The 23933-nt window shown below is 59.2% G+C and carries 25 protein-coding genes; 17 read left to right on the top strand and 8 right to left on the bottom strand.

Annotated elements, in window-relative coordinates; all coding sequences use genetic code 11:
• Positions 1 to 9: 9 nt before the first annotated feature.
• The 10 genes from AC24GY_RS23580 (at position 10) to AC24GY_RS23535 (ending at position 7425) form a co-directional block, all read left to right on the top strand.
• On the top strand, positions 10 to 1488 hold the full coding sequence (locus AC24GY_RS23580) for a hypothetical protein (RefSeq protein WP_487687906.1): 1479 nt from the start codon (positions 10 to 12) through the stop codon (positions 1486 to 1488).
• Between the two features lie 16 nt (positions 1489 to 1504).
• Positions 1505 to 2311: an HAD family hydrolase gene (locus tag AC24GY_RS23575; RefSeq protein WP_487687904.1), complete on the top strand. Its 807-nt coding sequence runs from the start codon at positions 1505 to 1507 to the stop codon at positions 2309 to 2311.
• A 108-nt stretch (positions 2312 to 2419) separates the two neighbouring features.
• Entirely contained in the window at positions 2420 to 2734 is a 315-nt protein-coding gene (gene rplU / locus AC24GY_RS23570) for a 50S ribosomal protein L21 (protein WP_397385322.1), read from the top strand.
• A gap of 19 nt (positions 2735 to 2753) precedes the next feature.
• Positions 2754 to 3026 carry a 50S ribosomal protein L27 gene (rpmA, locus tag AC24GY_RS23565; protein ID WP_487687901.1) on the top strand — a complete coding sequence of 91 codons (273 nt, stop codon included), beginning with the start codon at positions 2754 to 2756 and terminating at the stop codon, positions 3024 to 3026.
• Between the two features lie 130 nt (positions 3027 to 3156).
• Positions 3157 to 3813, top strand: a complete 657-nt coding sequence (locus AC24GY_RS23560) for a phosphoadenosine phosphosulfate reductase domain-containing protein (protein WP_487687899.1) — start codon at positions 3157 to 3159, stop codon at positions 3811 to 3813.
• Between the two features lie 6 nt (positions 3814 to 3819).
• Entirely contained in the window at positions 3820 to 4566 is a 747-nt protein-coding gene (locus tag AC24GY_RS23555) for a sulfite exporter TauE/SafE family protein (RefSeq protein ID WP_487687896.1), read from the top strand.
• Positions 4567 to 4578: 12 nt separating this feature from the next.
• A complete protein-coding gene (gene cysD / locus AC24GY_RS23550; RefSeq protein WP_461527193.1) occupies positions 4579 to 5487 on the top strand; it encodes a sulfate adenylyltransferase subunit CysD in 909 nt (302 codons plus the stop codon).
• 28 nt (positions 5488 to 5515) lie between these two features.
• Positions 5516 to 5782: an addiction module protein gene (locus tag AC24GY_RS23545; RefSeq protein ID WP_487687893.1), complete on the top strand. Its 267-nt coding sequence runs from the start codon at positions 5516 to 5518 to the stop codon at positions 5780 to 5782.
• The gene (locus tag AC24GY_RS23540; RefSeq protein WP_487687891.1) at positions 5779 to 6078 is read left to right on the top strand and encodes a type II toxin-antitoxin system RelE/ParE family toxin; all 300 of its coding nucleotides are present in this window, start codon (positions 5779 to 5781) and stop codon (positions 6076 to 6078) included. Before AC24GY_RS23545 ends, AC24GY_RS23540 begins: the two co-directional genes overlap by 4 nt.
• Positions 6079 to 6081: 3 nt before the next feature.
• Entirely contained in the window at positions 6082 to 7425 is a 1344-nt protein-coding gene (locus tag AC24GY_RS23535) for a sulfate adenylyltransferase subunit 1 (RefSeq protein WP_487687888.1), read from the top strand.
• 95 nt (positions 7426 to 7520) lie between these two features.
• On the opposite strand, the gene AC24GY_RS23530 is transcribed toward AC24GY_RS23535, so the two are convergent.
• Positions 7521 to 8219 (bottom strand): hypothetical protein, encoded by a 699-nt coding sequence (locus AC24GY_RS23530; protein ID WP_487687886.1) that lies wholly within the window; start codon positions 8217 to 8219, stop codon positions 7521 to 7523.
• Positions 8220 to 8471: 252 nt separating this feature from the next.
• A complete protein-coding gene (locus AC24GY_RS23525; RefSeq protein WP_487687884.1) occupies positions 8472 to 8933 on the bottom strand; it encodes a hypothetical protein in 462 nt (153 codons plus the stop codon).
• An 84-nt stretch (positions 8934 to 9017) separates the two neighbouring features.
• Here AC24GY_RS23525 and AC24GY_RS23520 point away from each other — a divergent pair, with 84 nt between their 5' ends.
• A complete protein-coding gene (locus AC24GY_RS23520) occupies positions 9018 to 9176 on the top strand; it encodes a hypothetical protein (protein WP_487687881.1) in 159 nt (52 codons plus the stop codon).
• A 782-nt stretch (positions 9177 to 9958) separates the two neighbouring features.
• On the opposite strand, the gene AC24GY_RS23515 is transcribed toward AC24GY_RS23520, so the two are convergent.
• Together AC24GY_RS23515 and AC24GY_RS23510 are read right to left on the bottom strand one after the other, a co-directional pair.
• Entirely contained in the window at positions 9959 to 10885 is a 927-nt protein-coding gene (locus AC24GY_RS23515; RefSeq protein ID WP_487687879.1) for a hypothetical protein, read from the bottom strand.
• Between the two features lie 9 nt (positions 10886 to 10894).
• Positions 10895 to 11536: an HNH endonuclease gene (locus AC24GY_RS23510; protein ID WP_487687877.1), complete on the bottom strand. Its 642-nt coding sequence runs from the start codon at positions 11534 to 11536 to the stop codon at positions 10895 to 10897.
• A 616-nt stretch (positions 11537 to 12152) separates the two neighbouring features.
• Between AC24GY_RS23510 and AC24GY_RS23505 the strand changes: the two genes are divergently transcribed.
• The 3 genes from AC24GY_RS23505 (at position 12153) to AC24GY_RS23495 (ending at position 13047) form a co-directional block, all read left to right on the top strand.
• Positions 12153 to 12410 carry a hypothetical protein gene (locus AC24GY_RS23505; protein ID WP_487687874.1) on the top strand — a complete coding sequence of 86 codons (258 nt, stop codon included), beginning with the start codon at positions 12153 to 12155 and terminating at the stop codon, positions 12408 to 12410.
• 113 nt (positions 12411 to 12523) lie between these two features.
• On the top strand, positions 12524 to 12754 hold the full coding sequence (locus AC24GY_RS23500; RefSeq protein WP_487687872.1) for an addiction module protein: 231 nt from the start codon (positions 12524 to 12526) through the stop codon (positions 12752 to 12754).
• Entirely contained in the window at positions 12751 to 13047 is a 297-nt protein-coding gene (locus AC24GY_RS23495; RefSeq protein ID WP_487687869.1) for a type II toxin-antitoxin system RelE/ParE family toxin, read from the top strand. Before AC24GY_RS23500 ends, AC24GY_RS23495 begins: the two co-directional genes overlap by 4 nt.
• Before the next feature lie 745 nt (positions 13048 to 13792).
• Here AC24GY_RS23495 and AC24GY_RS23490 read toward each other — a convergent pair.
• The 4 genes from AC24GY_RS23490 to AC24GY_RS23475 all read right to left on the bottom strand — a co-directional run bounded on the left by AC24GY_RS23490 (position 13793) and on the right by AC24GY_RS23475 (position 20052).
• Positions 13793 to 14764 (bottom strand): DUF2971 domain-containing protein, encoded by a 972-nt coding sequence (locus AC24GY_RS23490; RefSeq protein WP_487687866.1) that lies wholly within the window; start codon positions 14762 to 14764, stop codon positions 13793 to 13795.
• Positions 14765 to 14963: 199 nt separating this feature from the next.
• On the bottom strand, positions 14964 to 15425 hold the full coding sequence (locus tag AC24GY_RS23485) for a hypothetical protein (protein WP_487687864.1): 462 nt from the start codon (positions 15423 to 15425) through the stop codon (positions 14964 to 14966).
• Positions 15426 to 15513: 88 nt separating this feature from the next.
• Positions 15514 to 18837, bottom strand: coding sequence for a ribonucleoside-diphosphate reductase subunit alpha (locus AC24GY_RS23480; protein ID WP_487687862.1), 3324 nt, complete (start codon positions 18835 to 18837; stop codon positions 15514 to 15516).
• A 132-nt stretch (positions 18838 to 18969) separates the two neighbouring features.
• Positions 18970 to 20052 carry a ribonucleotide-diphosphate reductase subunit beta gene (locus AC24GY_RS23475; protein ID WP_487687860.1) on the bottom strand — a complete coding sequence of 361 codons (1083 nt, stop codon included), beginning with the start codon at positions 20050 to 20052 and terminating at the stop codon, positions 18970 to 18972.
• A gap of 365 nt (positions 20053 to 20417) precedes the next feature.
• Here AC24GY_RS23475 and AC24GY_RS23470 point away from each other — a divergent pair, with 365 nt between their 5' ends.
• Genes AC24GY_RS23470 through AC24GY_RS23460 form a run of 3 tightly spaced genes read left to right on the top strand, consistent with a single transcriptional unit; the run spans position 20418 to position 23821 of the window.
• The gene (locus AC24GY_RS23470; RefSeq protein ID WP_487687857.1) at positions 20418 to 21062 is read left to right on the top strand and encodes a peptidoglycan recognition protein family protein; all 645 of its coding nucleotides are present in this window, start codon (positions 20418 to 20420) and stop codon (positions 21060 to 21062) included.
• Between the two features lie 42 nt (positions 21063 to 21104).
• The gene (locus AC24GY_RS23465) at positions 21105 to 22511 is read left to right on the top strand and encodes an ATP-binding protein (RefSeq protein WP_487687854.1); all 1407 of its coding nucleotides are present in this window, start codon (positions 21105 to 21107) and stop codon (positions 22509 to 22511) included.
• Between the two features lie 14 nt (positions 22512 to 22525).
• Positions 22526 to 23821: a tetratricopeptide repeat protein gene (locus tag AC24GY_RS23460; protein ID WP_487687851.1), complete on the top strand. Its 1296-nt coding sequence runs from the start codon at positions 22526 to 22528 to the stop codon at positions 23819 to 23821.
• Positions 23822 to 23933 lie beyond the last annotated feature (112 nt).

The raw sequence follows: 23933 nt of genomic DNA, 5'->3' as shown, positions 1-23933 counted from the left end.
GCAGTCCGCATGTCGGTCAAGTCCGTGTATCTGCAGTTAACGAAACTATGGCTGCGCGGCGGCCGCTGGGTGGTGATGTTCGTTTGTCTGATCTTTTTTGCCTGGTGCTACATGCGGGCCTTTCAGCGGCAGGGGATCACCCGTTCAGATCCCCTTCCGGAGCATGAGCGGATGTATCTGAACGCCGCCATCGAAACACGGAAGGATCTGACGCCGGATTTCTCCAAAAGCGTTTCCAAGCCGCTGAACGACTGGCTGCCCCATCGCACGGATGGCGTGGTGCGCCCCATCTGGCCCTGGCTGGCCGCATGGAATGTCGGCGCGGAGCAGCCCCTGTCCTCCGGCCCCTTGAGCAAGGAGGACCAGCGGGTGCTTGGGGCCAGCAAGTGCTGGCTCATGGGAGTGAGCCTGGGCTTTTTGATGATGCTCGGACTGGCGGCGGCGCGGGCGTTTTCGGTTCCGGCGGCGTTGCTCACGATTTTGACCATCGGCTTTGGTGTGCTGCTGCCTTCCACTGCTGAGTTTTCACCGGATGTGCTGTTTCAGCTGCTGTTTCTGCTCACCTGGGTTTGCTGCGTGGCGGCGTTGAAACGCAATTCTCTCTGGCTTTACGGGTTGATCGGCCTGTTCTCGGCGCTGGCGAATCTGACGCTGCCCACCACCACCACGCTGGTGCTGGTTTTCATCGCCGTGAGCACGCTGCGCTGGCTGTGGGGCTGGGTCCTGGCCCACCTGCCCCATGAACGCGGCACGTCTCTGTGGGTGTGGCGGAATCACTGGCTGGGCATGGTCCTGCTGGTGGCCTGCCATCTGATCACCGTCGGCCCCATGATGGCGTACTCGAAGGAGAAACTGGGAGACGCCACGCCCTTCCACTGGCGGTGGTTTGAAAATGAAACCGCCATGCAGCAGTGGACGGCGGTGCATCGGACGCGCGAAGCTTTGCAGGCTGTGCCCGCTGGCGAGATGCCGAGCTATGCCAACTACCTTGCAACCCATTCACCCAAAGAGAGGCAGGAGCGCTTTTGGCACGGCGGGCTGAAAATGATGGGAGCCGTGCTGCAGTTCCCCTGGAGCTTTGATTCGCTGCCGCATGAACGCGGGGTGTTTGTGAGCGTTCTGGCCAGCATTTTGTGCCTGCTGCTGCTGATCATCGCGTTCGTGGCGCCACGTGCGGCGCATGCCGGGCAGGCCTTGCATCCTGAAACAGCCCCGCTGGCTTTGTTCAGCATTCTGGCCTTTGTGGCCTGCACGCTAGATTTCGGCTGGGACATGCCGGTGCTCACCTGGGGAAATCGTCATCTGGCCTTGTATCCGCCGCTGGTGCTCAGCCTGCTCTGGGCCAGCGAGGCATTGGTGCATCGTGCGCGCCGGCGCAACATGCGCCTGCCAGTCTTCGTGATCTATGAAACGGTGCTGTGGGCGCTCTGCACTCTGGCCTTCTGGCGAGTGATCGCGGTCTTGCAGCCGGGCTCTTTCGCGGCATGAATGCGCGCCCCTATTCATGGCTGCCTCCAAACATCGTTTCATTCTCTGCTTCGACTTCGATGGCACTCTCATACATCCCGAGAGAGAGCCCGTGTTTCATCCAGGTCTCGGGCAGATGATCAAACTGCTGCGCGGACAGGGCGCGGCGTGGGTGATCAATACGGGCCGTGGCTTGAGCCAGACCATCGAAGGGCTCGCGCAGCATGGCATCTACATGGAGCCGGATTTCATCATCGCGCGGGAGAGTGACATTTATAAGCCGGGCTTCTTCAGCCGCTGGACGGACTACGGCTCCTGGAACCGGCTGGCGCGGCGTGCCCAGGAGCGGTTCGCCAAAGACCACCAGGCATCGCTTCAAGACATCCGCCGCATGGTGGAGACACAGACCCAGGCCTCGTTCATCACTGGTGGTGAGGGTGAGATGGGCATTGTCGGCACCAGCGACCTCGAACTCGACGGCATTTGTGCTTACATCGACACGCACGCGCAGCAGTTCCCGGACATCGGCTACCACCGCAACGGCATCTACCTGCGCTTCTCGCACAGCGGCTACAGCAAAGGCACCGCGCTCAGCGAACTGGCGCGCCTGCTTGGACTGGATGCCTCGGCCTGTTTTGCCGCCGGGGACAATTTCAATGACCTCAGCATGCTGGATCCGCGCCATGCCCGCATGATCGCCTGCCCCGGAAATGCGGTGGAGCCGGTGAAACAGATCGTGCATTCACGCGGCGGATTCATCGCCACGCGCTACGCCAGCGAGGGCATGATGGAGGCGCTGACACATTTTTTTGGCAATTCTCAGCCCCCAACGGCCTTATTTTAACAATTCTAAAGCCTTCGAGGGAAGTTTTCCCTTGCCGAATGGGTCGAGGTGTGGAAACCTCCGCGCCCCTCGTCCCAAAATGACGGGGCAACTCTTACTTTTCAGGTTATGGCATACGCAATCATCAAAACAGGCGGCAAGCAGTACAAAGTCTCCGTGGGCGACAAGTTCGACGTGGAGAAACTCGAAGCTGCAGAAGGCGACACCGCGACCTTCGACCAAGTGCTCGCCGCCGGCGAAGGCAGCAGCATCACCGTGGGCGCTCCGACCCTGGCAGGCGCCAGCGTCTCCGCCAAGGTGATCAAGCAGCACAAGGCTGACAAGGCCACCACCTTCAAATTCCGCAAGCGCAAGGGCTTCCACAAGACCCGTGGTCACCGCCAGCCGCTGACCCTCGTGCAGATCACCGCCATCAACGCTTAATTTTTAATACTCACTTCTTATGGCCCATAAAAAAGGACAAGGTTCCGTCAAAAACGGTCGCGACAGCCAGAGCAAGCGTCTTGGCGTCAAGAAATTCGGCGGTGAAGCCGTCATCGCAGGCAACATCATCCTCCGCCAGCGCGGAACGAAGTGGGTTCCAGGCCGCAATGTCGGTCTTGGCCGTGACCACACCATCTTCGCTCTCGTCGATGGCAAAGTCCTCTTCGACAAGGATGGTCGTCGCGTGAACATCGAGCCTGTTGCTGTCGAGGCTGCTGCCCTCCAGGCATAAGCGATCGAACAGTTTATTTTCATCAGGGCGCGGATCACCTCCGCGCCCTTTTTCTTGCCCAAATTCCGCCCTGAATTTCAATTTCCTACTTTACACATCGGGAATCAGGTGAATACTCCGCGCCCCTCGCATGAATCCCGACCAAATCCAAGCTCTCAACGATGCCGCCCGTGGCCAGTCGCCCCAGGAAATCATCAAGACCGCCCTCGCTCATGCCGACGGCGGTGCCATCGTCACCACGAATTTCCGTCCGTATGAGGCTGTCATTCTGCATCTCGCGACGGAGCAGAGCCAGGACATCCCGATCCTTTGGGTGGATCACGGCACCAATCTCCCTGAAACCTACGTCTTCGCCGAGAAGAGCCGCGCACGGCTGGGCCTCAATTTGAAACCCTACCTGCCGAAAATGACCGCCGCGCACTGGCTGGCGCTCAACGGCGGCCAGGTGCCAATGCCGGATGAAGTCGAGCGCGTGGAGTCCTTCAGCCGCATCATGAAGCTGGAGCCCTTTGAGCGCGGCATGCGCGAGCTCGCTCCGAAAGTCTGGATCACCGCGCTGCGCAAGGAGCAGAACCCCCAGCGTGCCGCCACGCTGCAGCCCTTCATGTGGGATGCCAAATTCAACTGCCTCAAGGTGAACCCCATCCTCGAGTGGACACCGGTTGAGATGGACGCCTACCTGGCCGAGCACAATCTGCCGAACGAGCGCACCTACTACGATCCTGCCAAAGGCGACGAAAAGCACGAATGCGGCCTGCACGCCAAGCTCGTCACCGACAAAGCGTAAGCGTTCATGGAATTCCTGACTCAAGAATTCGCGCTCTACGTGCTGGCCGGCTTCGTCGCTCAATTGATCGACGGAGCACTCGGCATGGCCTACGGCGTCAGCGCCTCATCCTTGCTGTCCGTCTTCGGTGTGTCACCCCAGGTGGTCAGCGCCACCGTGCATGCAGCGGAGTGCTTCACCACGGGAGCCTCCAGCATCTCTCATCATGCGTTTGGCAATGTGGACCGCGTCTTGTTTCGCCGGCTGCTCATTCCAGCCGTGATCGGCGCGGTCGTGGGTGCCTACGTTCTCACTTCGATCGACGGCAAGGTGCTCAAACCCTACATCTCCATCTATCTCGTGGTCATGGGCGTGGTCATCATCGCCAAGGCTTTCACCCGTGTGCCACCACGCAAGGTCACCACGCACCTCGCCCCGCTGGGATTCTTCGGCGCGCTGGTCGATGCGATGTGCGGCGGCGGCTGGGGCCCCATCGTCGCCTCCAACCTCATCATCCGTGGCAATGACACGCGCATCACCGTTGGCAGCGTGAACGCGGTGGAGTTCTTCGTCACACTCGCCGCTTCCATCACCTTCTTCCTGACCATCGGCCTCACGCATTGGAACATCATCCTTGCGCTCGCCATCGGCGGTGTCATCGCTGCGCCTCTCGCTGCGTGGGCCGCGAAGCACATCCCGCACAAGCCCTTCATGGTGCTCGTCGGTCTGCTGATCGTCGTCATCAACTCCCTCCGCATTTTCAAGATCCTTTAATTTAACCGTCTCATGTCCGCGATCACCCATCTCCAATTCCTCGAATCCGAGGCCATCTACATCCTGCGCGAAACGGCCGCGCAGTTCCAAAAGCCCGCGCTGCTGTTCTCCGGTGGCAAAGACTCCATCGTCATGGCCTGGCTGGCGCGCAAAGCCTTCTACCCATCCAAGCTGCCCTTCCCGCTGCTCCACGTGGACACCGGCCACAACTTCCCTGAGGCCATGGAATACCGCGACTGGTTCGTGCAGGAGATCGGCGCCACGCTGACCGTGGGTCTTGTGCAGAAATCCATCGACGAAGGCCGCGTGCAGGAAGAAAAAGGCCACAACGCCAGCCGCAACAAGCTGCAGACCGTCACGCTTCTCGACACCATCGAAGAAAACCAGTTCGACGCCTGCCTCGGCGGTGGTCGTCGCGATGAAGAAAAAGCCCGCGCCAAAGAACGCTTCTTCAGCCACCGCGATGAGTTCGGCCAGTGGGACCCCAAGAACCAGCGCCCCGAGCTCTGGAACATCTTCAACGGTCGCAAACACTTCGGCGAGCACTTCCGCGTCTTCCCTCTGAGCAACTGGACCGAGATGGACATCTGGCAATACATCCGCCAGGAAAACATCCCTCTCCCAAGCCTCTACTTCAGCCACCAGCGCAAGATCATCGAGCGCCACGGCCAGCTCCTCGATGCCAGCACCGGCATCATCCCGCTGCTCGATGAAGAGAAGCCGAAGGTGAAGGAAATGACCATCCGCTTCCGCACCGTCGGAGATGCCACCTGCACCGGCGCCGTCGAATCCACCGCCAGCACGATTGATGAAATCGTCGCCGAAGTCGCCGCTGCACGCCAGACCGAGCGCGGTACACGTGCCGATGACAAGCGCTCTGAAACCGCCATGGAGGACCGCAAAAAAGAGGGCTATTTCTGATTCCTGAAATCGTGCTATTCTCCATGCCATGACTGCGAATCCTCCACTTACCATTGAGTCATTCTTGGAAGTCTCTGAGCAGCTTCCAATCGACGATCAGTATGAACTGCTGAATCGTTTGTCAGATCGCCTGCATGGTGGCGAGAATGCTGATGACAGGGAGGTTTCGCTTTCACCGGAGTGGATGGAAGAAATCAATCGCCGCATTGCAGAAGTCGAGTCGGGAACGGCGGAACTTATCCCTGCCGAACAAGTGTTGGCCGAGCTTCGAGCTCAGGTGCGGACAGACTCATGACGTTTCACTTCCACGCCGGCGCAAGACGCGACCTCAAGCAAAGCTATTCCTGGTATCAAAAACACAGTGAGCGGGCCGCCTCAGAGTTCCTTGAGGAGGTGTCCGCCACACTCGACAAAATCAGCAACACTCCTGGCCATTTCCATCCCGTCTCTAAACAGAGCAAAGCTCGTGCCGTCCGAGTGGATCGCTACCCTTTCAACCACATCTACCTCCCGTCTGCCACAAACGTCATCATTATCGCCGTGGCCCACGACAAACGCCGCCCCGATTACTGGCAGCGCAGAATTGACTGAATTATGACCACCACCACTCTCAACCCTACTGAATCCTCTCTTCTCCGCTTCACGACCGCTGGTTCGGTCGATGACGGCAAAAGCACCCTCATCGGCCGCTTGCTGTATGATTCCAAATCCATCTTCGAAGACCAGCTTCTCGCCGTCGAAGAATCCTCCAAGCGTCGTGGCGATGCCCACGTGAATCTCGCTTTGCTCACCGACGGCCTGCGTGCCGAGCGCGAGCAGGGCATCACGATTGATGTGGCCTACCGCTACTTCGCCACGCCAAAGCGCAAGTTCATCATCGCGGATACTCCGGGGCACATTCAGTACACGCGCAACATGGTCACGGGTGCCTCCACCGCAGATCTTGCGATCATCCTGATCGATGCGCGTCTCGGTGTCATCGAGCAGACCATGCGCCACACCTTCCTCGCAAGCCTGCTGCGCATCGGCCACATCGTGCTGGCGGTGAACAAGATGGACCTCGTGGATTTCGATGAGGCCGTTTATAACAAGATCGTGGCTGACTTCCAGGCCTTCGCCAAAGGCCTCGATCAGCTGCCAAAGGTCACGCCGATCCCGATGAGCGCGCTCAATGGTGACAACGTGGTGGACAAGTCCGAGAACACCCCGTGGTACACCGGCCCTTCGCTCCTGCAGCACCTTGAAACCGTCCAGGTGCACAGTGAAACTGCGGCTGATGAAGCACGCTTCGCCGTGCAGTGGGTCATTCGCCCGATCTCCGATCGTGAAGATGCCAAGCTGGGCAATCTGCATGACTACCGTGGCTTCGCCGGCCGCATGGCCAGCGGCACCTTCCGCGTGGGCGATGACGTGCTCGTGTATCCGTCCGAGATGAAGTCCAAGATCACCGGCATTCACACCTATGAAGGCCCGCAGGAAGAAGCCATCCCGCAGCTCAGCTACAGCATCACCGTGGCCGATGAAATCGACACCAGCCGTGGCGGCATGATCGTGAAGGCCAATGAGCCCACGCAGACCAGCCACGAGTTTGATGCCATGATCTGCTGGTTTGCCGACAAGAAGACGCTCAAGCCACGCAGCCGCTTCCATCTGCGCCACACCACCAATGATGTGCGCGCCGTCGTCACGGACGTGCTCTACAAGGTGAACATCAGCACGCTGGAAAAAACCACCGAGAGCAAGGAGTTCTCCCTCAACGACATCGGCTGCATCCGCATCCGCTGCGCGGCCCCGATCTTCTTCGACCCCTATTCCAAGAACCGCACCACGGGCAGCTTCGTCCTCGTCGATGAACAGACGAACAACACCGTCGCTGCCGGCATGATCACCAAGTCGCTGGTGGATGCGGGTGACGAAGATGCCGAAGTGGCGATCTAAGGCGGACTCAAGCCCTGAGCATGGTCACGTTGGAAGACGTGGCCATGACCTGCGGCGGTCTTTTGACGCAGGCAAAGGCGATGCCGGGGCGGCTCTTACAGCTTGCTGGTCAGGCGCAGCCAAAGCATCCCTTTGGGGCGGCCTTCGTTGGTCCAGCCGCGCTTCATGCGGTCGGTGAAAGCCTGCGGCCAGTCATATTTCTTCCATTGGCGCTCGGTGTCCGACTGGACCTCGATTTGATGGGTCAGGCGGAAGCGTTCGATGAGCAGATTGGTGACTCCGGGCACCAGGCAGTCATGTGTTTCGATGATAAAATCGGAATACTTCAAGTTCGGAACTTTGACGGGGTCCAGCAGGTCGGCCTCGCCGCCTTCGATGTCGCAAAAGACCAGAGTCTTCGGGCCGGAGAGTTTCTCCAACTGGTTCCAGTCGCACAAGGTGTTGATCTCGATCTGCGGCAGGACGTTGTTCAGCGTGGCCAGCTTTTCCAGCATCTGCCGGGGCCGCTCGACGATGTCGAACGCCACAATGCGCGGCGTGACCTTGGTGAAGGCAAAGCCCACGGCGTAATAGCCTTCGGCGGAGCCGACGTTGATGATGCGATCATACTTTTTGGCGGCGATGTCATGGATCCAGCCTTGGATGGGCTCTTCAAAGCTTCCCACCAGCTTGGTCACGATGGCTGAATTGATCAGCTGGCGGATCATGGAGTCAGACTCGCCTGGCAGATAAAACTTCATGCCTTTGAAGGGCCCGCTGCGGATCACGGGTTCCTTGCCGAACAACCTTTCCATTCGGGTGATCTTTTTTTCACGTCGCCGGGATCTGAGCCATTCACGAATCATAAGTGCGTGGGGTATGACTCATAAACGCGGGAATGTCTAAGCATTTTTGGGATTGAATCACGAGGTGTGATTTGGAGCATGGACGGAGATTATGCCTCTGCTGCGTTGGTCATGAGTCCTGCCGCGATACGGGCGATGACGAAGGGAAGATCAGGCACCACAGGAAGGATGCCCGTCCAATGTCAGAGGCAAACGCAGGGCTTACAATGACAAGATCTTTTTCCCTGTCTTGGTGCGGCACGGCACGTGGAGGTGATCCAGCCAGACGGGGATGAAGTAGTTGATGAGGAACTTCCGCGCCTCGGCGAGGTCATCGAAGGTGGTGCCCGCCCAGGGGGAACCGCGTTCCTGATAGTAGAACTCCCACTCGCCGCGCCGTTTGGAAATGAAGTAGCTGCCGTCTCTTGATCCCACCTCGGTGCTCACCGGAGGCAGGTTCTCGGGCTGCAGGCCCTGGGCCGCGAGGCTGTCCTCGATGTCCTTGCGCGTCAGCGTGAAGACCTTGTTCACCGCCTCCTGGCAGCGCTCCGTGTTGCCTTCTTCATTCGTGTCCCGCCACTCCGGCGGCAGGCCCAGATGTGCCAGCGAAAACGTCGCCACATCCTCCCGGGATTGCAGCACCTTCATCTGCTCGGCGATGGAAAGGGATTGAGGGGCCTTCATGCACCAAGGTTCCCGGAAACACTGGAGAATCAAGCCGTTGCAAACAGCGAGGGATATTCGCCCCAAGTGGGGACAGTCGGCAGCATGAGTACGAAGCCCGCCCGTCTGCGAGCGCACGGCAAACACCCCGGCATGCGAACACGCTCATGGCCGGGCGGTTTGGCGAAGGAGACGGTAGTCAATGGACACGCGCTCGACGCCAAACACGACCGCCCTACGAACACCGCGCCGCGCAAGCCGTAGGACGGTCGTGGCGAAGCCCGCCCGTCTGCGAGCGCACGGCAATCACCCCGGCATGCGAACACGCTCATAGCCGGGCGGTTTGGCGAAAGAGACGGTAGTCAATGGACACGCGCTCGCCGCCAAACACGACCGCCCCACGAACACCGCGCCGCGCAAGCCGTAGGACGGTCGTGGCGAAGCCCGCCCGTCTGCGAGCGCACGGCAAACACTCCGGCATGCGAACACGCTCATAGCCGGGCGGTTTGGCGAAGGAAATGCCAGGGCAAAGAACCGCCTTCGACGCCAAACACGACCGCCCTACGAACACCGCGCCGCGCAAGCCGTAGGACGGTCGTGGCGAAGCCCGCCCGTCTGCGAGCGCACGGCAAACACTCCGGCATGCGAACACGCTCATAGCCGGGCGGTTTGGCGAAGGAGACGGTAGTCAATGGACACGCGCTCGACGCCAAACACGACCGCCCTACGAACCCCGCCCGTCTGCGAGCGCACGGCAATCACCCCGGCATGCGAAGACGCTCATAGCCGGGCGGTTTGGCGGAGGAGACGGTAGTCAATGGACACGCGCTCGACGCCAAACACGACCGGCCTACGTCCTGAGCCCGCTGCGCCCAGCACACAGACCTGTTTATAAGTGCTCGTGATATAGAACTGCAGCGTCGCCCATGCGATGTGCTCGATGAAATCAGACCCGGGCGGACTCGCGATCTTTGCCTCCGGCACGAAAAAGGCATCCGCGAGATGGCAGCGTGGGATCGTGATGCTTTGACGGGCGCGGTGAGATCCTACGCATACCGTCCCGGCCGGTTCGCGGTATCGCTGCGTGCCGAGGGCGCTGGTGCTGGTACGGGCCGGTGAATCACCTTCTGCGAAGGCAGCCAGCCTTGATCGCGCCACTTGCGCAGCCCCGCGCGCCAGTCCTTGATCGCGTTTTGGCCGTTCACCCATCCGTTCGCTTCCCAGTGGTTGAACATCGAGGCGCCATCGCTGGCCGGCAGTCCGATCTGCACCGCGTAGGCCTCCAGCTCCGCCTGGGTTCCACGGCCTGCTGGGGGCTCTGTGCCGCCAGGAGACTCCAGGCATGTGGGGTTGATGCGCGGGTCCGCTTTGTTCAGCCAGTTCAGCAGCCTCACACGGCTGAGCCGCTTTTGTTTCAGCTCGCACCAGGCGGTGCATTTCCCCAGTTCCGCCGGGATGTCGAGGGCTTGATACGCCGGGTTCGCAGCGAGGTGCGCGAGCCACATCGCGTCGTCCACCGGCAGTCCACGGCGTTTGGGCTTCGGTGCCGCTGACAGGGGTTGCGCTGCCCATGGCTGCGCTGGGTGACCCGTCGCGGCCTCGCGTACGTACGCGGGCGTGCGCTCATGTGCAGGTGTGGGGGCGTGTGGGTGGGCGGGGGAAAGGGGAGTCTGAGGGGAAAGGGGGAGGGAGGGAGAGAGGGGGAGAGGTGTTGTATTTTCAGACGATGCAGACGCATCCAGACACTCCAAGACGGGTTCAGACGATGGTAAGACGTTTTCAGACGCGCGCAGACGCTGTGATTCATAGTAGCGGCGGTTCCTTTCGGCACGCCTGCCGGCCTTGGATGGCTCCGCATCCACGATCACGCCACCCTCGGGCGTGAGTTCAAAGCGCCGGCCCGAGGCAAGCAGCGCGGCAATCATTTCTGGCTGGATCACCATGGTTGTGTTGTGGTATGAAGTGGTATTCAAAAGCGGAGTTCAGCTTCCGTAAACATGAACGTTTTGCAGGTGCCGTTCCAGAAGCTCCGGATAGCCGGTCGAAGACTTGGGATGCAGGCGCTCATGGCAGGGGCGGCAGATCGCCACAAGCTCGAAGAGGAACTCATCACCCACATGGGCATAGGTCAGATGGTGGACTTCCGTGGCCGGAGCCTCCCAACACCCTTCGCAGGTGACCCAGGACCTCCTCAAAACGCGCTGGCGCACGGACTGCCAGTCAGCAGATGCCAGATAGCGACGATAGACAGCCCGCCACTCCGCCTTCCGCCTGGCGATGGCCGCTTCCCGGCATTGGCCGTAGGCATCAACGCCCTCGCGGAGACGCCTCTGGTACAGCTCCTCATTCCACTGCGGGCACCTCTCGCGGTTGGGGATACTGGAGTGTGGGAGCTGATTGCTGAGCTTCTGGCCGCAGTCAGGACACTGGATGCGATAGAAAGGCTTGCCGTCCGACTGAAGCGCCACACGAGGCTCCCGCCGCAGATGATCGCAATGCCGCTGCCTGGCCACCTCCGCGCTGATCTCACGGCTGTCGATGTCCAGCGAGGGAAACAGCCACTTGCGGCGCATAGGACGTTGCTGGGGGATCTCTTCCATGAGGATGGGCAGGTGTGTTTCCATAGGTGTCTGGAGGCAATGCTGAAACCGGTTTGAATGCCCATGATGGCCGGCATCTTTTTCTTCCAAACGCCGGACTGAGACAGGCGGGCGAGGCACTCGTTTATGGTATGATAACCACGGATATATTATGGTATGATCCGGTATTTAATCAAGCCATTTTGGCCTGTTTCACGATCTCGTCCCGGCCTGTGTGCAAAGCTTTGCAACTGGAAGCAAATCAGCGCAGGCGTGGGCAAAATGACTGGTGTGAATGGTACTTGGTCTGCTGAGACTGGAGAAGCGCGACAGCGTCTTGGAACCGTAGCGAAGCGGAGGTAGACAGCCGCAGGCTGCCCGAAGGGTGAGCGCAGCGAATCAATGCGGTGGCACAGATGCACGGCGCAAGCCTGCATCGACGACACCGCTTTCGCGGGGTATTGTACATTCTTTGGCCTGAGCCTGCCGTCCGGCCTGCGAAAGCGGCGTCGCGCTTAGGCTTGCCGCACGCACTCCAAGACGCTGTCGCGTTCTCGTATGTGCAGGACATCTCGTCTTATCCGAGTCCCATTCATGCCTGGCATCTTGCCTCACACAGCAGGGTTGCGCCCGTCAGACGGTGCGGCAGACTCCATTTGTCATGAACGCATTCTCCAGCCTCGAAAGGATGCTCGATCCCGCCCGCCCGTGCTTCACGGCTGAGACAGCGGCAAACATCGTTCAAATCGAGCCAGACGCTGCCAAAACAGCCCGCATGGAAGAACTGGCGGCCAAGGCCAACGAGGGGCGGCTCGCTCGTGATGAGGAGTCCGAGTACTGGAGCTGCATCTATGCAGGCAGGATGATGTCGATTCTCAAACTTCAGGCCAGGCTCTTTCTGAAACGCCAGGCTGCCTGACGAAAGCCCGTCGGGCTTTTGGGGACGGGGAAGGTTTTGCGCTCTGAGCTCGCACCCGCGTGGTGGAAAACTTCGCAGTGGATTTCGAAGGGAAATTGAGGATGGTTCGTGCCATGAGCACGGCCACCTTGACCCAGTCTTTGTTCTCGTTGCCAGTCGCCGAACGTGTGGCGCTGGCGGACAGGCTTTATGCCAGCGTGCCGGAAGACTGGCAGAAGACCGTCGATCAGGCCTGGCTGGAGGAGGCGACGCGGCGTTCGGAGGAGATGGATGCCGATCCGAATTTGGAACTGTCCCATGAGGACTTCATGGCCGGGCTCAAGATCCATCGTGATCGGCGATGAAGCTCAGTTTTCACCAGCGGGTTCAGGTGGAGGTCGATGAGGCGGTGGATTGGTATGAGGAGCAGAGTGCAGGACTGGGAGAAGATTTCTTCGCGAAGTTCAAGGATGCCCTGGCTCAGATAGAATCGCGCCCGGAAGGTTTCAGTTTCTGGCTCGCTTCATCCTCCGTCCGGCGGGTGAAATTGCGGCGCTTTCCATACGACGTGCTCTATGAAATCCGACCTGGGCGGGTTCGCGTTCTTTGTCTGCGGCATGAAAAAAGACATCCGCGTTACGGGGTCGGGAGATCGTAATTCTTCACGGACCTCGTTCCGCCGTCGCGTTGGCCCCCAACGGGGTCCCGTCATGCAGCCCAAAGTCTGGAATCATTTTCTCGTCTGCTGCGCACGCGCACTACGTATGCGTGCAGTTACGCGCCAAATGTCGGATGCCAACAGGTGGTGCAATCCATTGTGGGTCAATAGAGTGAGGTAGAGTATGTGTACATAATGCCTGGCATCTTTCACGGCCTGGGCGGGTTCGCGTTCTCTGTCTGCGGCATGAAAAAAGACATCCGCGTTACGGGGTCGGGAGATCGTAATTCTTCACGGACCTCGTTCCGCCGTCGCGTTGGACCCCAACGGGGTCCCGTCATGCAGCCCAAGGGTGCCGAGCCTTGGCGAGTGCTCCCTTGGGAATCCAACCCCACCGCCCCCCTCCCATTCCCGGACCGCAACGCGGTCCCGTCACGGGCGATGCGGTGCCGCAGGGACGTTCGGGTGACGGAACCTCGTTGAGGTTCCTGATCCTGCGGGGATCGTGGCTGGTGCGGTTCCCAGGAGAGCACTCGCTAGCGCTCGGCACTCCTGGGCTGCATGACGAAAGCCCGGTGGGCTTTGGGGATGTGATCGAGTCGGGCCAGGTGGCGGAGGCAGTTTTTTGATTATTTGCATCCTGACCCCATCTCCTGACCCCATCTCCCCGGTTCCCAGGAGAGCACTCGCTATCGCTCGGCACTCCTGGGCTGCATGACGAAAGCCCGTTGGGCTTTTGAGAATGTTAAGATACGATATTAATTTGGAAACCGGTCGGTGCTAGCTTCATGGGCATGCAGTCGATGCCTTTTACTTTGCAGACATGCTCGATCAGTCGCTGGTTTCGAAGTTCGATTTTGGCTCCTAACAGTACACGAGCTGGTTTTGGCATTTGGATCGGGTGTGCACTACCTTTATATTTATCACGAAAGGCCGCATTCCAAGTGACCATCCTCCACTCACGCTCGTAGTTCCACGGAATGGCCTTCATGCATGCTGCGGCAACCCTCCAATATAGATTGGCCTTGGTCTGCTCTAGAAAAACCCCATCGGTGTCAGGCAGTCCCTCTCGGTAATCCACTGGAAAAAAGGCGGAACGCTGATCATCCGGAAATGCCCCGGTGTCATACTCGATGACGAATCCGCGATGATAGTCGGCGTAGTGGCTCCACATGAGGATAGAGGCCGCATCCTCACTGAAGCAGCATATTCGTACAGCATCCCTCATCTTGTTGCGCATCGCTTCTTGCTGGCGCCTCCATACTTCTTCTACTATCTGATCTTTGTTTGCCTGATGAAGGGGACTTTGCGCCAGAAGCGCATGCATGATAGCATTTAGGGGTTGTGGCCTCGACAGAAGCTCCTGCTTGGTTTTGAAATCGAAATTTGCATCAAGTTTCAGTTGCTGCCAAATTTCCTCCAAGAAACCAGGGGTAATGAATCTTGCCTCCAAACGCTCGAAATTGATCGCGAAACCGCTGTCATAAGGATCATTGAAGGTCAGTGGAGAGGCCATCCACTCCTCGCCTGACAATAAACTGGCAACGTGATTAATGTTGGATGCTGATCGATAGCGGTAAAGAAATTTGGGAAGATGCCGGCCAATTTCCGTCTGAATTTCCTCCAACTGATCTGCGCATACGAAGGCCCCATTAAGGCGATCAATGACAGCACGTTTCCATGTCGGATTGTTCTCAAAAGGCGGGTTCTTTTTCATGCTTCCAAGAAACAGTGAGTGAGACAAAACGTCTTGGAGCGATAAAGGAACTGACCTATATTCTCACCTTGGACGCATGCCGAAAGCTTTGGGCCGTGACTTCTCTAATCAGGAGGTAGGGATCATGTCGGCGAAACAGAAATTAGGATATTCGTCGAAAATAGTGAAGAGTCGCTGTTCCCGCTACAGCTGCACAGCTTCAGGTAGGAAAATGGTATCGCACAGGCGGCTCCGGCTTTTCGAGAAATGGCTCCAACTCCTTAAAACAAGGGGTAATGTCCAGTTGGGCGAACGCCCTTCCTCCAAGCTCAACGCCTGTGATTCCGAGAAACTTTTTTGAATCGGCCTTACTCTGAAAATTGGAGCCAGATCTCCATTGCCCTTCCCCATTCCACAGCTGAGCGTTACTGCCCGATATCTGACAAAGCTCCACATTCATGGAAATGATCGAAAAGGTGTCGACATTAGAAAGCAATTTTCGAATTACCGACTCCCTTGATGAAAAGAATGATGGAGGTTCTATCGAGCCAAAATTAGTCAGTCGGTTAATCAAAGTAGAATAAGCATTTCGATCGGCCAATTCTCGTATCACGATCTTTCCGGCAACGAATGCGGGCACCACAATCGCTCCAATCTGCTTGTGATTATTTTCGTTAATCATCTGTCTTCAGAATTGGATGAGGATGCCTCAAAGTCTTCAACTTTGCTTATGGTGTAAAATTTCGTTATGAGAAAAAACGTTTCGTACATTACTGGCAAGCCTCACACGTCCCGCCATTCCGCATGGCCTCAAGGGAGCAGGCCAGAGCTTCATCAGCCGTGAACTGCTTCGCAGCGGCAGCGGCAGCGGCCACGCCGGCGTGGTGGGTGCCGACGACGCCGCGCTTTTCCTTCTCGACTTCGCTGGTGGCTTTTTCGATGTTGGAGGCGCTGCGGGTGCGGAGGTAATAGGTGGTCTTGAGGCCCTTGCGCCAGGCGGCGCGGTACATGTGGGAGAGGGTCTGCATGGCGCTCTCGCCGCAGAAGAGGTTCACGCTCTGGGACTGATCGATCCACTTCTGACGACGTGCTGCGGCGTCGAGCAGCCAGGCCCAGTCGATGCCGAAGGCGGTGGCGTACTTGCGCTTCAGGTCCACGGGGACTTCCTCGATGCTTTCGAGTTCGCCGTCGGTGTACTTGATCTTGTTCTGGATCTCGGAGTTCCACAGGCCGCGCTTCTTGAGGTCCTTCACGAGGTAAGGATTCAGCACCATGAAGTCGCCGGAGAGGTTGCTCTTGGTGTAGAAGTTCGTGAACAGGGGCTCGATGCAGGGGCTGGAGCCCATGATGTTCGAGATGGTGGCCGTCGGCGCGATGGCGAGGACGTTGCTGTTGCGCATGCCGTTCTTGGCGATCTTCGCACGCAGGCCGGACCAGTCCATCTTGCCGCCACGGGGGACGTCGATGTCCATGCCGCGCTCTTTGGCGAGGAGATCCACGGTGTCCTGCGGAAGGAGGCCACGATCCCACTTGCTGCCTTTGTAGGTGGAGTAGGTGCCTTTTTCTGCGGCGATGTCGCTGCTGGCCTCATAGGCGTAGTAGGCCACGGCTTCCATGAACTCGTCATTGAACTCGACGGCTTCCTTCGAAGCGAAGGGCAGGCCTTTGCGATAGAGCGCATAGCCGAGGCCCATGACCCCGAGACCGATGGGGCGATGACGGCTGTTGGCAGTCTTCGCGGATTCGGTGGGGTAATAGTTGATGTCGATGACGTTGTCGAGCATGCGCACCGCGACGCGGATGGTCTCGCGCAGCTTGGAGTGGTCGATGTTGCCGTTGTCGTCGAGGTGGTTGTCGATGAGGACGGAGCCGAGGTTGCAGACGGCGGTTTCTTCGAAGCTGGTGTTCAGCGTGATCTCGGTGCAGAGATTGGAGCTGTGAATGACACCCACGTGGTCCTGCGGGCTGCGCACGTTGCAAGGATCCTTGAAGGTGATCCAGGGGTGACCGGTTTCGAAGATGGACTTGAGCATCTTCTTCCAGAGGTCCAGCGCCTCCATGGTGCGGCCAAAGATCTGGCCCTTGGCGGCCATCTCTTCGTATTCGGCGTAGCGTTTTTCAAAGGCGCTGCCGTAGAGCTCGTGCAGGTCCGGCGTTTCGTTGGCGCGGAAGAGCGTCCAGGTCTGGCGGTTCTCCATGCGCTTCATGAAGAGGTCGGGCACCCAGTTGGCGGTGTTCAGGTCGTGCGTGCGGCGGCGTTCGTCGCCGGTGTTCACACGGAGCTGGAGGAAGTCCTCGATGTCGTTGTGCCAGACTTCCAGGTAGGCGCAGCCGGAGCCACGGCGCTTGCCACCCTGATTGACGGCGATGAGCTGGTCATTGTGCAGCTTGAGGAAGGGGATGACGCCCTGGCTTTCGCCATTGGTGCCTTTGATGTAGCCGCCGGTGCCGCGCACCGCCGTCCATGAGCCGCCAAGGCCACCCGCCCACTTGGAAAGGTAGGCGTTGTCCGCGATGCCGCGCTGCATGATGGACTCGATGCTGTCGTCCACCTTGTAGAGGTAGCAGGAGGAGAGCTGGCTGTGCATCGTGCCGCTGTTGAAGAGCGTCGGGGTGCTGGAGCAGAAGCGGCGGCCTTTGTAGAGGCGGTACAGCGCGATGATCTTGTCCTCGGCGTTTTCCTTTTCCTGCACGCAGAGGCCCATGGCCACGCGCATCCAGAAGAGCTGCGGGGTTTCGAGGCGCTTGGAGGGCTTGGTCTTCTTGTCGACGATCAGGTAGCGGTCATACAGCGTCTGGATGCCGAGGAAGTCGAAGTCCATGTCGGCGGCCGGGTCGATGGCGTCGGCGATCTTGTCGAGGTCGTACTTGAGAAGCTGCGGGTGCAGGCGCTCGATCTCGATGCCACGGGCGAGGTTCTTGCGGAAGCCACGGCGGTGGAAGTTCGGCAGCTGCTCGATGCCGTGATCCACGATGCTCCAGCCGAGCACTTCTTCATAGATGTAGGTGAGGAGCATGCGGCCGGCGAACTTCGCGAAGTCGGCGTCCTTCTCCATCAAGGTGCGCGCATTGAGGATGATGGTGGTCTTGAGCGCTTCGACGGTGATCTCGCTGAAGATGGAGCGGCGCAGCTCCATTTCGATCTCGGCACGGCTGACGCAGAGGTCGAGGCCCAGGCTGGCGAAGTCGATGCGGCGCTTCAGATCCTGGCCGTCCCAGAGGAAGGTTTCCGTGGGGGAAACACGCACCAGGATCAGAGTCTGCTGCTGGTCGGACTCCTGCTCGTCCTGGATGGCGGCGGCGGCTTCCTCACCAAAACGCATGGTGGAGCGCAGCGCACGGTACTGAATGTAGGCGCGGGCGACTTTGAAGAAGCCCTGCTTCATGAGCTCTTCTTCGACGAGGTTCTGCACGTCTTCGATGTGCATGAACTGCTTGCCGTCATTGATGATGGCGCGGCTCACGGACTCGGCGACCTGCACGGCAGGCGTGGAATCCATCTCCATGGAGAGGAAGGCCTTGCGCACGGCGATCTCGATCTTGTTGTGGTTCCAGGGAACGAGCTGGCCGTTGCGGCGGATGACTTTGGTGGTGACCATGATGGGTTGGAGCGCGCCAGCGTCGTTGGCGTCGGAGTTGGCAAGAGTTTCGGTGCGTTTGCGGCGCTCGGCAAGACTGCGGGCCACGTCGTGGGCGTTGTGACGTACCAGCGCCTGCTCAATGACCTGGTAGATCTCCTTGGTGCTCAGCATCGGGGCCTCGGTGCCATTGTCCGTGGTGCGCTGGGCGACCTCCTCGGCCACCGCACGTGAAATGGCCTGCACCAGCTGGCGGTTGGAATCATTGAAGATTTCGCTCTGACGCTGGCGTGCCATGAGCAGATCGGTGATCGCATTGCCCACGGTGTCGGCGATCTCACCCACATCGAAATCACGCTCGCTGCTGCCGATGCGCACCTTGGTGGTTCCCGTCATGGGAATGCCGGCCACGCCTGCGGTCAGCGCACTCCACTCGAACTGGGGTTTTTGGTCCTTGGGGGTGTGGTGGGCGTAGCGCTTGAGCGCTTTGTCTTCGTGGAGCAGGTCAGTGATCATGGCGGGAGGTCCGAGGTTGAGATGAACGAGAGCAGGTGGTGGGCGGAAAGGAGCAACGGGGCGAGGGAGATTTCGCCAGAGGAACGCCAGCGAAAAGCCGGCCATTAGAGATAAATTAAAGATCTAAAGAAATTAAAGATCGTCGTCGGAACAGGCGGCGAGCGCGGAGGACTTCTGGTAATCGGTCACCTTGCCCTCAAAGAAATTTTGCTCCTTCTTGATGTCCATCAGCTCCGCCAGCCATGGCAGCGGATTGGTGATGCCCGGGTTCAGCGCCGGGAGACCGCAGCCGTCCAGACGACGGTCAGCGATGTAGTCGGTGTAACGCTCAAATTCTTCCGCGCTCAGGCCCACGGCATTCACCGGCAGGCAGTCGCGGATGAACTCCTTCTCCAGCGCCACGCCTTCGCGCATGATGTTCATCAGCTCCTCACGGAAGTCAGCGGTCCAGATGTCGGGATTTTCCTCGATGAGGTCCATGAACAGATTGCGGAAGACTTCGATGTGGTTCGATTCATCGCGCAGCGTGTAGCGGAACATCTGGCCGATGCCGGGGAACTTGTTCTGGCGGTACAGGCTCAGGATCATGCCAAACAGGCCGTAGAACTGCGTGCCTTCCATGCACTGGCCAAAGACGAAGATGTTCTTCGCCAGCAGCTGCTTGTTCTCGAGCAGCGTGAGATCCAGATCGCGGCGCAGGTTGTTGGAGTGCCTGGTGACGAATTCGTTTTTCTTCACGATCGTCGGGATCTGCTCAAACATGGCCTCGCACTCATGCGGGTTGATGCCCAGGGAGGAAATCATGTACAGCAGGGAATCCGCATGGATGTTCTCCTCATGGGCATGGCGGCCCAGGACGAGCTTCAGTTCGGGGGCGGTCACCAGCTCGCGCACCACGTGCTGCACGTTGTCACCCACGATGCCCTCAGCGGCGCTGAAGTAGCCGATGCCCATCATGATGATCCAGCGTTCGTTCTGGGAAATATCGTTGGAGCGCCATTGTTCCACATCCTTCTGCATCTGAATGTCTTCCGGCTCCCAGTGGTTGGCCTTCATGATCCGGTACAGGTCGTAAGCCCACTGATATTTCAGCGGGAGAAGGTTGAAGGTCATGCTCTTGCGACCATTAATCACCATCTTCGCTGCGAAGGCTGCTTCTGCTTTATCTTGATCGAGGGGGAACTCGCGATTGCCGATCTTGTAGGTCTTTTCCATGACGATTTCGTTGCAGAGTGAAGGATGTTTATTAGAATTTTATCGAAAATGACAAATTATCCGGCATGCGTCATAAATTCTAGATGGGACGCGGACCGAGGCGGATCATGCACAAGATATAGTGTTTTGGCCAGATCTTTTTCCCATCCATTGTGCTAAAAAGCGTTTCACGCCGGAGATTCAAGGGTTCCACGGCGTAAAAATTTTTCACGCGTTAAAATGCCGCCCTTGCAGAGCGAAAATGAGAATCTTTGCATCCTTGTCCGAGCACGGCGAAAACCAAGGGAAACCAAAAACTACCTAAACTCCATAACGACATGGGACCGGAAGCGGATCTTGTCACGTAAACTGCTCATATTGAACCCATGAAATTCCGCCACATCGCCTGCTACACTCTCATTGCGGCCCTTTTGAGCGCCTGTTCGGTCATCGTTCCACAGGGCACGCCGCCGGGTGTCACGGTCGATTTGATACCCAGCGGCCGTTACGCACGCCGGCAGTACCGGCCCATGCGGCCCACCTACATCACCATCCATGCCACGGAGAACCATGCGCGGGGTGCCGGAGCCCATGCCCATGCCCAGATGCTGAAAACCGGCTCGATCAAGGGCCGGCACAATGCCATCGGCTACATCGGCTGGCATTTCACGGTGGATGATCATTCCATCTACCAAAGCATGCCCACCAACGAGCGTGGCGAACACGCCGACTATGACGGCCCCGGCAATCGCACCTCCATCGGCATCGAAATGTGCGAAAACCGTGGCAACGACCGCGCCCGCACCCTGGACAAAACCGCGCGTCTCACCGCCTGGCTCATGAAGGAGTACAATATTCCTCTGGATCACGTCGTCCCGCATCAGCACTGGCTCATGATCCGCCACGATGATCACCGCAATCTCGGCCACAAAAACTGCCCGCACTTCCTGATGGACCGTGGGCGTCCGGGGGCCAGGTGGCAGGCCTACCTGGCCAGGATCGCGGCCTATCGACGTGCATTGGGAAATTAAATTACCTTGCCACTTCAGCCACCCCACGCAGGAGTCTGCCACATGGCTCAAAATCTCGATGCTCTTCGGCTGGCACTCCAACATTCGCCCGACAACGCGCCGTTGCTGATGCTTTTTGCAGACGCCTGCCTGGATGACGGCCTGCTGGATGAGGCGGAGCAGAGTTTTCAGCGCGTGTTGAAAGACGACCCTGCCCACGCAGACGCACGCCTGGGCCTCGCCCGTGTGGCTTTGCTTCAAGGCAAGACCTCGCAGGCCGCAGTGCGCGCCGAGCAGATCGTGGCCGACACACCCACCTGTGCCGCAGCCTATCTGCTGCTCGCCCGCATTCACATCACGGAAGGCGATCTGCCAAAGGCCAAGGCGATGTATGACAAAGGCATCGCCTTGAACCGCTCTTTGGCAGACCCGGGCATCGAAAAAGATCTGCACGGCATCAAACCCTCAGGGGATGACAACTCAGGGCGCAAGCGCGGCGCCATGACCTCCAGCGGCACTCTCATCGAATCGGTGCAGGAGGAGAAAGACGACGATGACGGCCATCCACGTGGCGGTGCCGCCTTCGATCTCGGACTGGCTGAATTCGGCAAGCCAGAGCTCAATTTCTCCAGCGTCGGCGGCATGGAGGCGCTGAAGGAGGAGATCCGCATGAAGATCATCTACCCGCTGCAGCACGCGGAGCTGTTCAAGGCCTACGACAAGAAAGTGGGCGGCGGCGTGCTGCTCTACGGCCCGCCCGGCGTGGGCAAGACGCTCATCAGCAAGGCCACCGCCGGCGAGATCAAAGCCAACTTCATCGCCCTGGGCCTGCATCAGATTCTCGACATGTGGATCGGCGGATCGGAGAAAAACATGCACGAGGTCTTTGAGCTCGCGCGCCAGAACGCGCCCAGCATTCTGTTCTTCGATGAAGTGGATGCGCTCGCCGCAGACCGCCGTGACCTGCGCCAAAGCGCCGGCCGCAATCTCATCAACGCCTTCCTCTCTGAAATGGATGGCGCGGAGTCGAACAACGACGGCGTGCTCATCCTCGGTGCCACGAATGCCCCCTGGCACATTGATCCTGCCTTTCGGCGTCCGGGCCGCTTTGACCGCACCTTGTTTGTGCCTCCGCCAGATGAAGCGGGGCGCGCGGCTATCATCGAGGTCATGGCGAAGAATAAGCCGATCGGTGAGCTCGACCCACGCGCTCTCGCCAAAAAAACCGAAGGCTTCTCAGGTGCGGATCTCAAGGCGGTTTTCGATCTCGCCACCGAAGACGTGATGAATGAAGTCATGCGCAGCGGCAAGGTCATCCCGCTGACCACCAAGGACCTCATCAAAGCCGCAGGCCGTCACAAGGCCACGACGAAGGCGTGGTTTGAGAGCGCGAAAAATTACGCGATGTATTCCAATCAAAGCGGTTTTTATGATGACGTCTTGAAGCACCTCGGCCTCATGAAGCGCTGAACCCCTGGCAGCGCATGTCTGACGATTTTCATCCCTCCCCTGAAGCAGCCTTCGCCCGCGGCCGCCTGCTGCAAAGCCAGCACCGCACGCAGGACGCCATTGCGTGCTACAAGCAGGCGCTCGAACTCGATGCGCATCACACGCTCAGCTACATCATGCTCGCGCTGTGCTGGATGCAGGAGGATGACACCGCGCCAAAGTCGATCGACGCGGCCCAGCGCGCCGTGGCGCTCGAACCGGAAAATCCCTTCGCCCGCAGCGTCCTGGCGCTCGCCTTGAATGCGAATGCCAAAGACGGTCAGAACGCCGCGATCAAAGCGGCGCTGCAGCAGGCCGAGGAAGCGGTGAATCTCGACCCCGACAGCGATTTCAGCCATGCCGTTCTCTCACGCCTGCACCTGCGCCTGCGTGATTACCCGAAAGCGGAGGCCTCTGCGCGCGCCGCCCTATCGCTCGACACCGAGAACACCATGGCCGCCGAGGTGCTCTCCGCCGCGCTGCTGCTGCAGAAGAAAGACGGCGACAACCAGGACCTCATCAAATACCAGCTGGAGCGCAATGCTGAAGACGACAGCGCCCACACCAGCGCCGGCTGGATGGCCGTGATGAAGGGGGATCACAAAAAAGCCAATGAGCATTTCCTTGAAGCTCTGCGGCTGAACCCCATGAATGAAAACGCGCGGCTGGGCCTCATCGAGTCCTTTCGTGCACGCTCATGGCCCTACCGCCTGCAGCTGAAGTTCGCGCACTTCATGAACCAGTTCACGGAAGGCAGGCAGACCGCCATCATGCTCGGCGGCTTCATCTGCTACAAGGTGCTCAGCAGCTATCTCAAGACCGTCTCACCCATCCTCGGCGCGGTTGTCATCGGCGCATGGCTGATGTTCGTGCTGTGGGCGCATCTGGCGCGCGGCTTCAGCTCGGCCTTCATTGTGATGGATCGTTTCGCACGGGAGGCGCTGCGCCCGCGCGAGTACTGGGAGGGCGTGGTGGTGGGCGGCCTGATCTTCGCTTCCATCTCCAGCCTCGTGCTCGGCTTTGCCTGGCATCTCGGGGCCGAGGGCGGGTTTGCCGCCCTGACCTGCATCTTCGCCGCCGTGGTCAACGCCGCCGCCTTCACCAATGACCACTGGATTGGCCGCCACGTCTATGGCGTGGCCGCCGCGCTGGCCGGCACGGGCGCTCTCTACGCCACCCTGGATGTCTTTGCCGATCTGCACCTGCCCTTCGCCACAGAATTCGGCACTCTGGCCCTCCTTCTCGGCGTGGCCGCCACCTGGCTGCGCGGCTTTGGTGTGTGGTATCGATAATGAGGGCGCTGCAGTTCGAGCTTGGAGGCTCCTGTTATGACGACCACTGCCACAAGCGGTGCCCCTGTTTGTTCAATTGTGATCGCCTCGGCTCCATATGACAGGCTTTCCT

This window comes from Prosthecobacter sp. Pr1 (genome assembly GCF_057652315.1).
The sequence above is the reverse complement of the archived record's forward strand: the minus strand, read 5'-3'. Positions and strand labels throughout refer to the sequence as shown.